We start from the raw sequence: 14,352 nt of genomic DNA, 5'->3' as shown, positions 1-14,352 counted from the left end.
TCAAACTAGGATTTCATCGCTTCGGCTAATTTTGACAGCTTTCCGGTTACGGAACCGTCAATCACCAGGTCGCCTGCACGAATGATCGCGCCGCCAACGAGAGACTCGTCAACTTCACTGCTCAAACGTACATCACAGTTCAATTTGGCCTTCAGGGCCTGCGCCAGTTTGTCAGCCTGGTCACTGGTCAGTTCGTAGGCAGAAGTCACAACTACATCAACAGTGTTTTGCAGTTGGGCTTTCAGCTCTTCGAACAGAGCAGCAATTTCAGGCAACAGCGGCAGGCGCTTGTTTTCCGCCAGAACGGCTACCAGGTTTTTGGCTGCGTCATTCAGCTTGTCGCCACATACGTCAGTCAAAGCCTGCGCCTGCTGAGCGGCAGTCAGAGAAGGGTGCACCAGCACTTTCGCCATATCGGCATCAGCAGCAAATGCTGCCAGTGTCGCCAGGTCAGCAGACCAGGCATCCAGTGCGTTCTTCTCTTGCGCTTCAGCAAACACAGCTTTTGCGTATGGCCGAGCGAGAGTTGTTAATTCAGCCATGGCAACCTCGCTTACAGTTCGTCAGCAAGTTTATTCAGCAGCTCAGCATGAGCGGCTGCGTCAACTGACTTACCGAGAATCTTGGCTGCACCGGCAACGGCCAGCTCAGATACCTGCTTACGCAGATCTTCTTTAGCGCGGTTTGCCTCTTGCTCAACTTCTGCTTGAGCAGCAGCTACCAGGCGAGCACCTTCAGTACGAGCGGCTTCTTTAGCCTCATCGATAATCTGGTTAGCACGCTTGTTAGCCTGTTCGATGATTTCAGCAGCTTTTTCTTTGCTTTCACGCAGTTGGGAAGCGGCTTTTTCCTGAGCCAGTTCCAGGTCGCGTTCAGCGCGGTTCGCTGCGTCCAGACCATCGGCAATTTTCTTTTCACGCTCTTGCATGGCGCTCAACAGGTGAGGCCATACAAACTTCATGCAGAACCACACGAAGATGGCGAATGTGATGATCTGGCCGATCAGAGTCGCGTTAATGTTCACGCCAGAGCCCTCATGTTCATTGATTAAGGAAGTTCGTTCTTAAAAATGAACCCTTAGGCAGCGAACATCAGGTACAGACCCAGACCAACACCGATCATTGGCACGGCGTCCAACAGACCTGCGATCAGGAACATCTTACCTTGCAGCATTGGACCCAGCTCAGGCTGACGTGCAGTACCTTCCAGCAGACGACCACCCAGCAGACCAAAACCGATAGCTGTACCCAGAGCACCCAGACCGATCATCAGAGCCGCAGCCAGGAATACCAGACCTTGTTCCATAATTTTCTCCAAATAGAAGTAGTTAGTTAAAGTGAGTTAAGGGTTAAAAAATTAATGATCTTCGTGCGCCATGCTCAGATACACGATGGTCAACATCATGAAAATGAACGCTTGCAGTGTGATCACCAGAATGTGGAAAACCGCCCAGCCCCATTGCAGGACACCACCCAGCAGACCCATGAATGCGCCAGCAGAGAACATGAGTGCAATCAGGATGAAGATCATTTCACCCGCATACATGTTTCCGAACAGTCGCAGACCCAGGGAAATCGGTTTGGCAATCAGTGCAACAGATTCCAGGAAGAAGTTAACCGGGATAAAGATAGCCTGTACCACAGGGTTCTTGGCGTTAAACGGGTGCAGCGTCAGCTCGCCCACAAAACCGCCAATACCTTTGATCTTGATGGAATAGAAGATCATCAGTGCGAATACAAACAGAGCCATACCCAGTGTCACGTTCACGTCAGTGGACGGTACAACTTTCATGAAATGAACGCCGAACAGACCGAAGATGGACGGCAGAACATCAACCGGGATCAAGTCCATGAAGTTCATCATGAAGACCCAGGTAAAAATAGTCAGAGAGAGCGGAGCAACCAGAGCGCTGCGGCCGTGGAATGCTTCCTTAACGGTGCCATCGATGAACTCAACGGTCATTTCTACAAAGTTCTGGAAGCCAGTCGGCACTGCAGTGCTGGCTTTTTTAGCCGCACGCCAGAACAGGAACATAATCAGGGCGCCCAGGCCGAATGACCAGCCCATGGAGTCAACGTGGATTGCAGAGAAACCCATGTCAGCAGCTTCCTGCTTGGTGTGGGCCATAGTCCAGGTTGCTTCAGTCAGCTCAGTTTCAGAGCCATCTTCGTTATGACGAACATAACCTGCCGGCAGCTTGCCGTAGGTGAGGTTAGTCAAATGGTGCGAGATATACTCTTGGGAGTTACCAGCCATTGTTCACTCTCAATTTCAAAGGTTTATAAATTAGCAATCTTTGCTGAGGCCAGATGCCCCAACTGCACTGTTATGAAGCCTGCAAACAGTGCCAGAACATTCAGTGGCTCGACGCGTTGGAAGATGACACCAAAACACAACGCCGTGAGCACAAACTTCCAGGACTCCCCCTGGTAAAACGACTGCACCACCTGAGCGGCAGCCCTTGCTCCTGTGTAGCGGAATGCTTTCCAGATGAAATAAGCATTCGGCAGTGCGCAGGTTAAGCCACCCAGTAACGCCGATTTCGCGGCCGTCGGGCTGTGCAGCAGTCCCAGAAGAGCAACCAGACACGTGAGAAACAATTGTAAAATCACGATCCGGTAGGCCGGAGGACGTGGTATGCCAGCCATCCCGAGCCTCACTATTGGTTCACTTACTGCAACAGGCTATTTTAAAGCGGCCGTGATTATATGGGCTGCCCCCGCCGTCTTCAACCGAAACCGGGGGCAAAACGATAATAATTCGTCTAAGGAAGCTGACGCAGGTCAGAGTGTGAAGAATTGTCAGGAACCCGGACGGTTTATCCGGGTTTAATCAGGCAAAATGAGCGGATTAGTCACTTAATGTGAGCAAGAATACCATCCAGCTCATCCAGGGTAGTGTAGTTGATCACCAGTTTGCCTTTGCCTTTAGCAGAATGCTGAATAGCGACCTTAGCGCCAAGACGATCACCCAGCATGCGTTCAAGCCGCTGAATATCCGGATTGGCCTTAACCGGCGCTTTTTCGTCAGCGCCATTTTCCTGCATGTGACGCACCAGCGCTTCAGTCTGACGAACCGTGAGCGCACGACTCACTACCTGCGCCGCGGCTTCACTTTGCAAGCCACCGTCTAAACCCAGCAGGGCGCGAGCATGCCCCATCTCGATGTCACCATGCTCGAGCAGGGTTTTTACATCGTCATTGAGGTTCATCAGGCGCAGCAGGTTAGCCACCGTAGCGCGGTTTTTACCGACAGCCTCAGCCACTTCCATCTGCGTCAGCTCAAATTCGTGCTGCAGACGGTAAAGCGCATTGGCCTCTTCCATCGGATTGAGGTTTTCGCGCTGGATGTTTTCGATCAGTGCCATAGCGATAGCTGCTTCATCCGGCACATCACGAATAAGAGCAGGTACACGGTCAAGCTGAGCGAGCTGGGATGCGCGCCAGCGGCGTTCACCAGCAATGATCTCGAAACGGCTGTCGTCAGAGGCCAGCGGGCGCACCACAATCGGCTGCATCAATCCCTGCGCTTTAATAGAAGCAGCCAGTTCTTCCAGCGCTTCCGGCTGAATATCCTTACGCGGCTGATACTGGCCCGGCTGAATCCACTCAACCGGCAGGTGACGCAACTCGCCATCCTTAACAGCAGCAACCGGCAGATCGCTAACAACTTCTTCGTCGTCCACAGCGGTAGCCACCGCAGAAGCACGGGAGCTGGTCAGCAGGGCATCCAGGCCGCGACCCAGGCCGCGTTTCTTCTTTGTCATGCGTTCTTAAACCTTATTCTTCCGGCGTTTCAGGCCCGGGCCGCCTGTCGCGTACGGCGGTTCATCTCACCGGCCAATGCCAGATAAGCCACCGCGCCGCGGGATGATTTGTCGTAATTCAGTGCCGGCAGACCGTGGCTTGGTGCTTCTGCCAGACGCACGTTACGGGGAATAACCGTGCCATACACCTTGTCACCGAAGTGGCTCATTAACTGCGCCGAGACATCAACGGTCAGGCTGTTGCGCGGGTCATACATAGTGCGCAGCAGGCCTTCGATTTCCAGTTTCGGGTTGAGCGTCGATGCAATGGACTCGACGGTCTGTATCAGTGCACTCAGACCTTCCAGCGCGTAGTACTCACATTGCATCGGAATCAGCACGCCCTGAGCAGCCACCAGTGCGTTCACCGTGAGCATATTCAGCGAGGGCGGGCAGTCGATCAGGATATAGTCGTAATCCGGGCGAACTTCGCCCAGCGCATCACGCAAACGGCTTTCCTTGCGTGACATTTCCATCAGTTCCACTTCGGCTGCCACCAGATCACCATTGGCTGGCAGCAGGTCGTAGCCTGCCGGATCAGTTTTCTGCACAGCCGCCGCAGTGCGGCACTTGCCGGTGAGAACGTCATACATCGACAATTCCAGGTCGTACTTGTCGATGCCGCTGCCCATCGTGGCATTGCCTTGTGGGTCAAGGTCGATCAGCAGCACGCGGCGCTTGGTCGCCACCAGCGAGGCGGCCAGATTAACCGCCGTCGTGGTTTTTCCGACACCACCTTTCTGATTCGCAATAGCCAGAATTTTGCTCACGATACTGCTTCCTTAAATTGGCTGCTGCAGCCGGTCATTATTACTCTGTACGCGGACGGATACGCAGTAAATGGCGTTCTCCGTCGACATCCGGCACCGTCAGCGTGAAGGTTTCTTCGACGACAAAATCCTGCTCAATATCCCGGATTTCATCATCCGGATACTGGCCTTTCATTGCCAGGAAACAGCCATTTTCAGCCCGCAGGTGCTGACACCAGTGCGTCATGTCTGCCAATGAGGCAAACGCGCGACTGACAATCATATCGAACAGTTGCGGCGGATTATATGCTTCGACCCGATCGTTCACTATGGTGATGTTATTCAGCCCCAGCGCTGTGCGTGCCTGAAACAGAAAACGGGTTTTCTTGCCGTTGCTGTCGAGCAGGGTGAACTGTTTATGCGGATTCATGATCGCCAGTACAACCCCGGGTAAGCCCGGGCCGGTACCCACATCAATAATGTTGTCCACATTCTGCACATACGGATGCACCGCCAGACTGTCGAGCAGGTGCAGACTGACCATGCGTTCCGGTTCGCGAATGGCAGTCAGGTTGTAGGCTTTGTTCCACTTCTGAAACAGGCCGAGGTATGCCATCAGGCTGTCCTGCTGCGCCGGGGTGAGCTCAATCTGCATCGCCTGCGCACCACGCACCAATTGTTTGGTGAGGGCATCACTGTAAGGAATCATGACGTATCCACCTGGGGCCCACCGCCAGGTTCCGGCGGGCAGAATGAAAGGCGCGGATATTAACATAAACGTTGGCTTGAGGCTTGAGGCTTGAGGCTTGAGGCTTGAGGCTTGAGGCTTCTGGCTTCTGGCTTCTGGCTTCTGGCTTCTGGCGTCCGACCTCCGACGTAAAAACCAAAGTCTTGCTGTACCCGCGCGACAGTCGCTCTATCATGCAGGCAGTTAATAAGGAGCACACCATGTCATCTGCCCAGCATCAGCCAGCCTCCCACTGGTGGCCTATTCTCGCTGCCGCAACCGCACTGATTGTCGTACATGGTTTCGGCCGTTTCGTGTACACCCCGTTACTGCCACTACTGGTCGATGATGGCTTACTGAGCCTGAGTCAGGCCGCAGCTCTGGCTACCTGGAACTATGTTGGTTACCTGCTCGGTGCCATGCTGGCCTTATTTGCTTACCAGCGCGGACTGGGGCAACGGACACTGATGACTGGTTTGTTGCTGAATGCCCTGATCACCATCGCTCAGGTGTGGACCAGTGACTTTAACGCACTGGCAGGCTTGCGCCTGGCCAACGGTATTACTAACGGTATCGTCTTTGTGCTGGCGCCAGCGCTGGTGCTGGAATGGCTGGCAGAGCAGGGAAAATCTCAGCTCAGTGGTCTGATGTATCTGGGCGTAGGCACAGGCCTGATTATTTCCAGCCTGCTGGTCGACGTCAGTGCAGGTAGCCTGAGTGGTGCCCAGCGCTGGATTCCCGCGGCACTGGCGGCACTGCCTCTGGCGCTGTGGAGCAGCTGGTACCTGCACCGCCTGCCAGGCCATGCCCCGGTCAGAGGCAGCGATGACCATTCCGCACTGTGGGACAGGGCCAGTACGCCGCTGTTTCTGGCCTATGCCGGTGCCGGACTGGGTTACATTCTGCCGATGACCTTTCTGCCTGCGGTGGCCGCCGACTGGCAGCTGACGATGACACCCAGCACCTGGTTTGTTGTTGCCCTGGCATCATTGCCCTCCACCTGGCTGTGGAATCATCTCGGTGCTGCCATCGGCGATAAGCAGGCACTGCTGTGGAACTACGCGATACAGGCCGCCGGCGTGGGCGCGATTCTGCTGCTGCCCGGCTCGCTTGCTGGCTTATGGCTGTGTGCCATTCTGGTGGGAGGAACCTTCCTTGGCGCCGTACTGCTGACGCAACGACTCGCACGAACCTTGCACCCGCATCAGGGGCCGCGCCTCAGTGCAGCGCTGATTGCGCTCTATGGTTTCACCCAGCTGCTGGGCCCATGGCTGGCGAAAGTCGGTATTGAAGGTGGCGCCAGTCTGTCATCGACCTTTATCTGGGGACTGGCGGCACTGCTGTGGGCGTTCGTGCTGATGCTGTGGGTGCCGCACAAACGCTGATTCAGCGACAGTCTGTTGCCGCATACTTACCCCGGGGTAATCAACACCCGGGCGTAGCCGCCGCTACACTGTTGGCATTCATCGGAGATCAGTTATGCAAGAACAGCCTTCTTTATACATTCCCCATGGCGGTGGCCCCTGCTTCTTTATGGAGTGGCCCGGTGACCCGCATCTGTGGGACAACATGGCCGCCATGCTGCGCTCCATTCCCGGCCGCCTGCCGCGCAAACCCGACGCCATACTGGTCATAACCGCGCACTGGGAAGAGGCGGTGTTTACCTTCACCGGCGCCCCGCAGCCGCGGCTGGAATATGACTATTACGGCTTTCCGGCGCACACCTATGAGCTGACCTATAAAGCCCCGGGCGCCCCACAGCTGGCACAGCAGGCCGCCCGGCTTCTGACCGATGCCGGCATTGCAGCGACGGTGGATCATCAGGCGCCCTGGGATCACGGCGTGTTCATCCCGCTGAAAGTGGCGTTCCCGGAGGAAGACATCCCGGTGCTGGCCATGTCGCTGAAAAGCGGCCTTGATCCGGCCGACCATCTGGCCGCCGGACAGGCGCTGCAGAGCCTGCGGCAGCAGAATGTACTGATCATCGGCAGCGGCCTCAGCTACCACAATCTGCGCGCATTCTTTAACCCGGCCAGTCAGGCCGACAACGACGCCGCCGAAGCCTTCGATGACTGGCTGATGCACGCCGTGGGGCAACCCGATACCGGTCGCCAGGCGTTGCTGCAGCAGTGGAGCCAGGCTCCCGGTGCCCGCCGTGTTCACCCACGGGAAGAGCACCTGCTGCCCCTGATGGTGGTGGCCGGTGCCGGCAGCGACAGCCCCGGCCACGTGTTCTACCGCGAAGACATTCTCGGCAAAGCAGTATCGGCCATTCAGTTTGGCGACTGAAAAACCCGCCGGCCGTTAAGGTTGGTTTAAGCATGACTCCCCTAAGCTGACCACCGTCACTGAGGAGAGCTGTTATGAACCAACCCACCCCTGTTACCACAACCACCGTCTGGGACCCGCTGGTGCGGGTATTTCACTGGTCGCTGGTGTTGTTTTTCTTCACCGCCTACCTGTCGGAAGATGTCTCCGATACCGTCCATGTCTGGAGCGGTTACGCCGTGGGCGGTTTGATCGCCTTCCGCCTGCTATGGGGCCTGATCGGGACGAAACACGCCCGCTTTACCGACTTTGTGCGCTCACCGCGTGCGGTACTGGCCTATCTGAAAGCCATTCCGGCCGGCAAGGCACCGCGCTATCTGGGCCATAACCCGGCCGGTGGTGCGATGGTGATTGCCCTGTTACTGAGTCTGACCGGCACCATCGTGTTCGGCATGGCGACGCTGGGCGCGCACGATCAGGCCGGACCGTTAGCGGGTACCTGGCTGGCCTCGTTTAACGACCATACACTGAAAGAAATCCACGAGTTCTTTGCCAACAGCACGCTGGTGCTGGTGTTCCTGCACATTGCCGGCGTGTTGTTCAGCAGTCTGCACCACCGTGAAAACCTGGTGCGCTCCATGATCCACGGCCGTAAACAACGCCGTGATAACGACCACTGACACTGGCTGTAAGCCGGTAACCAAACCATACTGACGTCCCGGAGGACATTATGAAAACACTGTTATCCATCACCGCCGTAACCGCCGCTCTGACCACTGGCGCCTTCAGCTTGCCGGTACTGGCTGGCGACGACTTCAGCGCGGAAGAGATTCAGCAGCTGGTCAGCGCTGGCATCGTACAACCGCTCGACAGCCTGCTGCAGGCCAAACCCCTGACCGGCAAACTGCTCGACAGCGAACTGGAACGCGACGACGGCCGCTGGGTATACGAAGTGAAATGGCTGGATGAAGAAGGCCGCCGCCATGAAACCGAGATCGACGCCAATACCGGCAAATGGCTGGACGACGACATCAAAAAACGCTGAGACAGCCGATGAAACTGTTGCTGATCGAAGATGACCGTAACTTAACCGACGCCCTGCAGCCTGTGCTGCGGGGCGCTGGCTATGCGGTAGAGCTGGCCCATAACGGTATCGACGGTGAATTTCTGGGCAACGAGTTACAGCCCGACCTGATTATTCTTGACCTGGGTTTGCCCGGTAAAAACGGCCTGGAAGTGCTGCGCAGCTGGCGCGCTGCCGGCAACCGCACTCCGGTGCTGATTCTGACCGCCCGCGATGCCTGGCATGAGCGCGTCGATGGCCTGAAAGCCGGCGCCGACGACTACCTCGGCAAACCCTTTCACACCGCCGAGCTGCTGGCGCGGCTGGAAGCCATTGGCCGGCGTCATCAGGGCCAGGCCAGCAATGAACTGCACTGGCGTGGGGTTACCCTCAACACCGACAGCCAACAGGCCACCACCGCCGATGGCCGCACTCTGCCACTCACCGGCATTGAATTCCGACTGTTGCGTTATCTGATGCAGCACCCGCAGCAGGTACATTCCAAAACCAGCCTCAGCGAGCACGTCTACGAAGAAGACCAGCTGCGCGACAGCAATGTGCTGGAGGTGTACATCAACCGCCTGCGGCAGCGCTTTGGTAAAGACTTTATCGAAACCCGGCGCGGGCAGGGTTATCAGTTAGCGCCGGAGGCCACCGCATGATGTCGATTCAGCAGCAGCTGCGCCGCCATTGGCTGATCAGCCTGCTGGCATTGATGCTGCCGCTGTTGCTGCTGGCCGATTACGGTGTGCGCCAGATGGTGGGACACTATGTGCTCAGCCGGCTGCAGCACGATGCCGACAGCCTGATAGCCGCCTTACAGCGCGACCCGCTAAGCGAAACGTGGCAGCTGCAGGACAACCGGTTGGGTACCGTCTATCAGCGCGTCTATTCCGGCCATTACTACAGCATCCGCAGCGACCAGTTATTGCTGAAAAGCCGCTCGCTGTGGGACAAAGCGCCGCCTGACCTTAACCTGAACAGCGGCGAGCAGCGCGACTGGACGCAACCCGGTATCGATACCGGCAACCACAAGGAAGTGTGGCTGAATCTGGCGCTCGGCATGACGGTGGATAACCAGCCCTTTACCCTGTGGCTGGCCGAAGACATCAGCGCCCAGCAACGGCAGCTGCTGTATTACCGGCTGAGTGCACTGACCCTGCTCGGGCTGACACTGACCGTGCTGCTGCTGATTCAGCGCCGGCAACTAAGCCGTGCCTTTGCCCGCCTGCAACCCCTGCAACAGCAGCTGCGCGAGCTGCGCTTTGGCGAGCGCGACAATCTGGGCGCGGCCAGCGGCCAGTACCCGCAGGAAGTGCAACCGCTGGCGGAAGAAATCGACCGCCTGCTGCAACAGCTGCAACAACGGGTGGGGCGTTCCCGCAATGCGCTGGGCAATCTGGCCCATGAAATGAAACGCCCGCTGCAGCAACTGCAGTTGCTGGCCGAACAACTCAGCCCACAACAGCAACAGCAGCAGCGCGAGGTGCTGGCACGCCTGCAAACACTGATTCAGCGCGAACTGAAACGGGCGCGCATCGTCGGCGTCGCTTCGCCCGGCCGGCACACCAAACTGGCCGATGAACTGCCCACCCTGCTCGACGTGCTGCAACGCCTGTATCCGCAGGTGCAGATTGAGGCCAGCTACGAACCCGACGCCATCCTGCCGCAAGACCGTGACGATACGCTGGAATTACTCGGCAATCTGCTCGACAACGCCTGCCTGTACGGCGGGAACCGGGTGCAGCTGAGCATCCGCAATCAGGCTGACGTGTGGCAGATTCAAGTGTGTGATAACGGCCCCGGCATTACTGAAGAACAACGCCAACACCTGCTGCAACGCGGCACCCGGCTGGATGAAAGTGGCCCGCAGGGCAGCGGGCTGGGGCTGGCGATTGTGCAGGATATTGTCAGCAGCTACAGCGGCACGCTGGCATTAAACGCCAATACCCCGCAGGGATTATGCGTCGCCATACAGCTGCCCGCACTGACCATTACGCCGCTGCAGCCGTTTGACTGAGCGGCGGTTTAGCGACCGGCCAGCGACTATTGGCGGAACCGGTTAACCAGTTCATGCAGATCATCCGATACTTTTTTCGAGCGGCGCAGACTGCCGGCGCTTTCTTCCGTACGCGCCAGACTGTCGCTGGCCAGCCGCGAAATTTCTGCCACCTGACCATTCACATCCTGCGACACCAGCGCCTGCTCCTCGACCGCAGTGGCCATTTGCTCGGCCATTGCCGAAATTTCCACTACCGCCGCGGCAATCCCGCTGAGCATCTGCTCGGCTTCCACCACCTTCTGCAAACCGCTGTCGGCATCGTTGGCACCGGCATGAGCAATATCAACCGACTGCCGCGCCTGTTGAGTGAGGGCCGAAACAATCTGAGCAATCTCCTGCGCCGATTCGCGGGTGCTGGCAGCCAGCATACGCACCTCGTCGGCCACAATCGAAAAGCCGCGGCCATGCTCACCGGCCCGGGCCGCCTCAATCGCCGCATTCAGTGCCAGCAGATTGGTCTTTTCTGAAATCGCCTCAATGCTGCTGGCGGCCCGGTTAATATCCGCTGTTTGCTGCGACAGGTTTTCAACCGCAGCACCGATCTCACCGACGGTATCGCGTAAATGCTCAATCGCCTGACGGGTGGTTCTGGAAACCTCACGGCCTTGCTCCGCCAGCCCGGATGACTGTTCCGCCCGGGCGGCCGTTTCCTGCACGTTGTTGGATATTTCATGAATCGCCCGCGACATTTCACTCATGGCGGTGGCCACCAGATCAGTCTGATGGCGCTGTTCGGCAATCGCACCCCGCGCCTGTTCGGATTGCTCCAGGCCAATGGCCGACTGTTCCGCCACCTTTACTGATGCATCTTCAATACGCGTTAAAACGGCATCCAGATGGGAGCGCAGACTCATCACCCCGACCATCAGCTGACCGTTGATACCATGCTCGTTGGTATAGGATCTGACCGCCAGCGGATGCATAAAAGCGCCATGTAATTCAGCACGGATGAGATGCATATCACGCAGATAATGGCGATATTGCCAACCACCATAAATAAGCAAGGCAATAATCAACCAAATAGTACTGGCCAGTGGCGATACCAGCATACCGAAGGCAATGGCCGGCACAATCATCGCCAGCGCCATCATTAACTGACGCAGGTACAGCGGTACAGAGAACAGCCGGCGTTTGGCATTGACCTGCTGATACAGCTTTTCTGCCCGCGCCACGTCGGCACGCGACGGCCGGCTGCGGACCGACTCGTAGCCCACCACCTTACCGTTTTCGGTTACCGGCGTAACGTATGCACTGACCCAGTAATGGTCACCGTTTTTACAGCGATTTTTAACCATCCCCATCCAGGGCCGGCCGGCTTTAAGGTGATTCCACATCACCTCAAAGGCTTCCGGAGGCATATCCGGATGGCGTACCAGATTATGGTCCGCACCGATCAGCTCTTCGCGGCTAAAACCACTGATTTTCTCGAACGCCAGATTGCAGTGCTGAATAACACCGTTCAGATCGGTTGCCGAAATAAGCTTTTCGTTATCTTCGAAGTGCCGCTCGTTACCCGTTACTGAGCCGTTATTTTTCATAAATACCCCATCCCTGACTGCAAACATCAGTCATTTCAAACTGCTTGAGTACTTCATCGGCAGGTGCCGGTTTTCCTAACAAATAGCCTTGCCCGTAGTCGCACCCCAGCTCCTGCAATAAAACCAACTGATTTTCTGTTTCAATGCCTTCGGCCACCACCCGCAGATGAAATACCCGGGCCACATCCAGAATTGCTTTTATCAAAGTAGCGCCTGCTGGCGTTTCCAGATCATCAATAAAGGATTTATCAATTTTTAATTCATCGGCCGGAAGATTCTTAAGATAAGACAACGACGAATAACCGGTACCGAAGTCATCAATGGCCACCTCTATCCCCAGAGCCCGCAAACGACTGAGGTTATCCGCAACATGGTCACTATCGCTCATCAGTACACCCTCGGTGACTTCCAGGCAAAGAGTGCGCGGGTCGACACGATAACGCTGCAGGTTTTCCTCAATAAAAGCCGTCAGCTGTGGATCATTAAAATGGCTGGCAGTAATATTAATGGCGATATGCAGGCAACCTGCAGACCGATGTTGCCGTAAAGGCAGATGAATGTTGATCAGCTCCATCACTTTCTGGATAACATAGCGATCTAACTGTTGCCCCAGTACGGTTTGCTCGGCCACCGGAATAAATTCGGCGGGGGATACCGTACCCAGCACCGGATCCTGCCAGCGCAGCAGGGCTTCATAGCCAGCCACCCGTTCTGTGCCCAGGTCGTACTTGGGTTGTAAAAAAATGCTCAGCCGAGCATCCGTGACAGCATTGCGCAAACCTTGTTCAATGTCGAGCTTACGACGTAATTCCGCATGATAGGATTCGTCGAAATAACTGCAGGGACGGTGTTGTTGGCGACTGTTCAGCAAGGCAGCTTCCGCCAGCTCCGGTAACCGCTCCGGGCTGCGGGTATCCTGTGGGTATAACGCAACGCCCATCAGAATCTGCAAATTCACCTTGGTTTGATCACCCAATTCATAAGCATTCGCCAGCACCGCCTGTAACTGATTCACCAGGCACTCGGTATGTTGCTCACTGTCGATAGGAACCAGTAGTAAAAAATCATCACCACCAGGCCGGCAGACCACGATCCGCTCATCAGTGACCGACTGGATACGGGCCGCCGCCTGGCGAATTAAAGAGTCGCCGACGGCAAAACCAAAACGATGATTAATCAGATTGAAATTTTCGCAATCAATACAAATTAACGCGTAGCGACCGCTACTGTTGACCAGGGTTTTCAGGTAATCATTCAGACCTTTCTGATTCAGAAAGCCGGTTAATTGATCATGATTCAGCAAAAATTGCGCGCGATCGATGGCGGCATCGCGCTCGGAAACATCAATACCAAAACCCTGTAACTCGAGACCGTATTTATCAGAGTGAGGTAAGCGCCGGAACGTCCAATCGACCAGTACCGGCTGCTCGGCACCTTTCATAGAAATTTTCAGAGTAATCTGTTCAATTTCAGAATGGCTCTGAAACAGCGATATCAGTAACTGCCGGAACGATTCGCCGTCACCCGCCACCAACTCATCAATGGCCAGCCCCACCAGGTCATCGCCAGCCACGCCCAGCACCTGACTGAACGACAAATTAGCAAAGGTGACCCGCAGGTCCTGATCAAGGCGGCACACCAGTTCTGACTGATATTGAATAATTTCACGGTAACGCTGCTCAGCCATCGCCAGGTGCTGCAAGGCATCGCGGTGCGCGGTCAGATCATGGCAGATGCCAACAAAGAAGGATTTGCCGTCAATTTGCGCCTCCCCCACCGACAAACGCATCGGGAACCGCGAACCGTCTTTACGCTGGCCTTCGACATCCCGCCCCTTGCCGATAATGTGCGGCTGACGAACAACCTGATAACGGGCCAGATGCTGGTCATGGTCTTTGGCATAACGGGCCGGCATCAGCACCGTGACATTACGGCCGATGACTTCGTCGGCGGCATAACCGAACAAGCGACTGGCGGCTGGAGAAAAATGGCGGATCAATCCCTGATCATTAATAACGATGATCGCATCAGCAGCGGCATTCATCATCGCTGCTGATAAACGGTCGAGGTAATCATGCAGGAACCTTCACGCCTCAATAATTGACAGTTTTAACAAAAACAATGTGAGCAAGATCACAAA

The 14,352-nt window shown here is 56.2% G+C and carries 16 protein-coding genes; 6 read left to right on the top strand and 10 right to left on the bottom strand.

Features of this window, described 5'->3' with window-relative positions:
- Positions 1-5: 5 nt before the first annotated feature.
- The 8 genes from I9W95_RS02590 to rsmG all read right to left on the bottom strand — a co-directional run bounded on the left by I9W95_RS02590 (position 6) and on the right by rsmG (position 5,263).
- Positions 6-542, bottom strand: a complete 537-nt coding sequence (locus I9W95_RS02590) for a F0F1 ATP synthase subunit delta (protein ID WP_225671546.1) — start codon at positions 540-542, stop codon at positions 6-8.
- 11 nt (positions 543-553) lie between these two features.
- Positions 554-1,024: a F0F1 ATP synthase subunit B gene (locus I9W95_RS02585; protein ID WP_225671544.1), complete on the bottom strand. Its 471-nt coding sequence runs from the start codon at positions 1,022-1,024 to the stop codon at positions 554-556.
- A gap of 53 nt (positions 1,025-1,077) precedes the next feature.
- On the bottom strand, positions 1,078-1,305 hold the full coding sequence (atpE, locus tag I9W95_RS02580; RefSeq protein WP_015488783.1) for a F0F1 ATP synthase subunit C: 228 nt from the start codon (positions 1,303-1,305) through the stop codon (positions 1,078-1,080).
- A gap of 51 nt (positions 1,306-1,356) precedes the next feature.
- Positions 1,357-2,256: a F0F1 ATP synthase subunit A gene (atpB, locus tag I9W95_RS02575; RefSeq protein WP_225671542.1), complete on the bottom strand. Its 900-nt coding sequence runs from the start codon at positions 2,254-2,256 to the stop codon at positions 1,357-1,359.
- Positions 2,257-2,279: 23 nt separating this feature from the next.
- Positions 2,280-2,648 (bottom strand): ATP synthase subunit I, encoded by a 369-nt coding sequence (locus tag I9W95_RS02570; protein WP_225671540.1) that lies wholly within the window; start codon positions 2,646-2,648, stop codon positions 2,280-2,282.
- Positions 2,649-2,854: 206 nt separating this feature from the next.
- The gene (locus I9W95_RS02565) at positions 2,855-3,766 is read right to left on the bottom strand and encodes a ParB/RepB/Spo0J family partition protein (protein ID WP_225671538.1); all 912 of its coding nucleotides are present in this window, start codon (positions 3,764-3,766) and stop codon (positions 2,855-2,857) included.
- A 29-nt stretch (positions 3,767-3,795) separates the two neighbouring features.
- Entirely contained in the window at positions 3,796-4,575 is a 780-nt protein-coding gene (locus tag I9W95_RS02560; protein WP_225671536.1) for a ParA family protein, read from the bottom strand.
- A gap of 40 nt (positions 4,576-4,615) precedes the next feature.
- Complete coding sequence (gene rsmG, locus I9W95_RS02555) at positions 4,616-5,263, bottom strand: 16S rRNA (guanine(527)-N(7))-methyltransferase RsmG (protein WP_225671534.1); 648 nt, start codon at positions 5,261-5,263, stop codon at positions 4,616-4,618.
- A 239-nt stretch (positions 5,264-5,502) separates the two neighbouring features.
- On the opposite strand from rsmG, the gene I9W95_RS02550 reads away from it, so the two are divergent.
- The 6 genes from I9W95_RS02550 to I9W95_RS02525 all read left to right on the top strand — a co-directional run bounded on the left by I9W95_RS02550 (position 5,503) and on the right by I9W95_RS02525 (position 10,632).
- The gene (locus tag I9W95_RS02550; RefSeq protein WP_225671531.1) at positions 5,503-6,666 is read left to right on the top strand and encodes a YbfB/YjiJ family MFS transporter; all 1,164 of its coding nucleotides are present in this window, start codon (positions 5,503-5,505) and stop codon (positions 6,664-6,666) included.
- A gap of 94 nt (positions 6,667-6,760) precedes the next feature.
- Positions 6,761-7,570, top strand: a complete 810-nt coding sequence (locus I9W95_RS02545) for a DODA-type extradiol aromatic ring-opening family dioxygenase (RefSeq protein ID WP_225671529.1) — start codon at positions 6,761-6,763, stop codon at positions 7,568-7,570.
- Between the two features lie 74 nt (positions 7,571-7,644).
- A complete protein-coding gene (locus tag I9W95_RS02540) occupies positions 7,645-8,229 on the top strand; it encodes a cytochrome b/b6 domain-containing protein (protein WP_225671527.1) in 585 nt (194 codons plus the stop codon).
- A gap of 50 nt (positions 8,230-8,279) precedes the next feature.
- A complete protein-coding gene (locus I9W95_RS02535; protein WP_225671525.1) occupies positions 8,280-8,594 on the top strand; it encodes a PepSY domain-containing protein in 315 nt (104 codons plus the stop codon).
- An 8-nt stretch (positions 8,595-8,602) separates the two neighbouring features.
- Positions 8,603-9,274, top strand: a complete 672-nt coding sequence (locus I9W95_RS02530) for a response regulator transcription factor (RefSeq protein WP_225671523.1) — start codon at positions 8,603-8,605, stop codon at positions 9,272-9,274.
- Positions 9,271-10,632 carry a sensor histidine kinase gene (locus tag I9W95_RS02525; protein WP_225671521.1) on the top strand — a complete coding sequence of 454 codons (1,362 nt, stop codon included), beginning with the start codon at positions 9,271-9,273 and terminating at the stop codon, positions 10,630-10,632. Before I9W95_RS02530 ends, I9W95_RS02525 begins: the two co-directional genes overlap by 4 nt.
- Before the next feature lie 26 nt (positions 10,633-10,658).
- Here the strand turns inward: I9W95_RS02525 and I9W95_RS02520 are convergent, their stop codons facing one another.
- A complete protein-coding gene (locus I9W95_RS02520) occupies positions 10,659-12,212 on the bottom strand; it encodes a methyl-accepting chemotaxis protein (protein WP_225671519.1) in 1,554 nt (517 codons plus the stop codon).
- On the bottom strand, positions 12,202-14,259 hold the full coding sequence (locus I9W95_RS02515) for a putative bifunctional diguanylate cyclase/phosphodiesterase (RefSeq protein WP_263866069.1): 2,058 nt from the start codon (positions 14,257-14,259) through the stop codon (positions 12,202-12,204). Before I9W95_RS02515 ends, I9W95_RS02520 begins: the two co-directional genes overlap by 11 nt.
- Positions 14,260-14,352 lie beyond the last annotated feature (93 nt).

This window comes from Thalassolituus marinus, from assembly GCF_020320395.1.
In the GTDB taxonomy this organism is placed as follows: Bacteria; Pseudomonadota; Gammaproteobacteria; order Pseudomonadales; family Oceanobacteraceae; genus Venatoribacter; species Venatoribacter marinus.
Note: the sequence above shows the minus strand (reverse complement) of the source record. Positions and strands in the feature narration are given on the sequence as shown.

Bases quoted from the DNA above. Each gene is read 5' to 3' on its own strand.
- I9W95_RS02590 (WP_225671546.1), bottom strand. From the start codon at position 542: ATGGCTGAATTAACAACTCTCGCTCGGCCATACGCAAAAGCTGTGTTT.
- atpE (WP_015488783.1), bottom strand. From the start codon at position 1,305: ATGGAACAAGGTCTGGTATTCCTGGCTGCGGCTCTGATGATCGGTCTG.
- atpB (WP_225671542.1), bottom strand. From the start codon at position 2,256: ATGGCTGGTAACTCCCAAGAGTATATCTCGCACCATTTGACTAACCTC.
- I9W95_RS02570 (WP_225671540.1), bottom strand. From the start codon at position 2,648: ATGGCTGGCATACCACGTCCTCCGGCCTACCGGATCGTGATTTTACAA.
- I9W95_RS02565 (WP_225671538.1), bottom strand. From the start codon at position 3,766: ATGACAAAGAAGAAACGCGGCCTGGGTCGCGGCCTGGATGCCCTGCTG.
- rsmG (WP_225671534.1), bottom strand. From the start codon at position 5,263: ATGATTCCTTACAGTGATGCCCTCACCAAACAATTGGTGCGTGGTGCG.
- I9W95_RS02550 (WP_225671531.1), top strand. From the start codon at position 5,503: ATGTCATCTGCCCAGCATCAGCCAGCCTCCCACTGGTGGCCTATTCTC.
- I9W95_RS02545 (WP_225671529.1), top strand. From the start codon at position 6,761: ATGCAAGAACAGCCTTCTTTATACATTCCCCATGGCGGTGGCCCCTGC.
- I9W95_RS02540 (WP_225671527.1), top strand. From the start codon at position 7,645: ATGAACCAACCCACCCCTGTTACCACAACCACCGTCTGGGACCCGCTG.
- I9W95_RS02535 (WP_225671525.1), top strand. From the start codon at position 8,280: ATGAAAACACTGTTATCCATCACCGCCGTAACCGCCGCTCTGACCACT.
- I9W95_RS02530 (WP_225671523.1), top strand. From the start codon at position 8,603: ATGAAACTGTTGCTGATCGAAGATGACCGTAACTTAACCGACGCCCTG.
- I9W95_RS02525 (WP_225671521.1), top strand. From the start codon at position 9,271: ATGATGTCGATTCAGCAGCAGCTGCGCCGCCATTGGCTGATCAGCCTG.
- I9W95_RS02520 (WP_225671519.1), bottom strand. From the start codon at position 12,212: ATGAAAAATAACGGCTCAGTAACGGGTAACGAGCGGCACTTCGAAGAT.
- I9W95_RS02515 (WP_263866069.1), bottom strand. From the start codon at position 14,259: ATGATGAATGCCGCTGCTGATGCGATCATCGTTATTAATGATCAGGGA.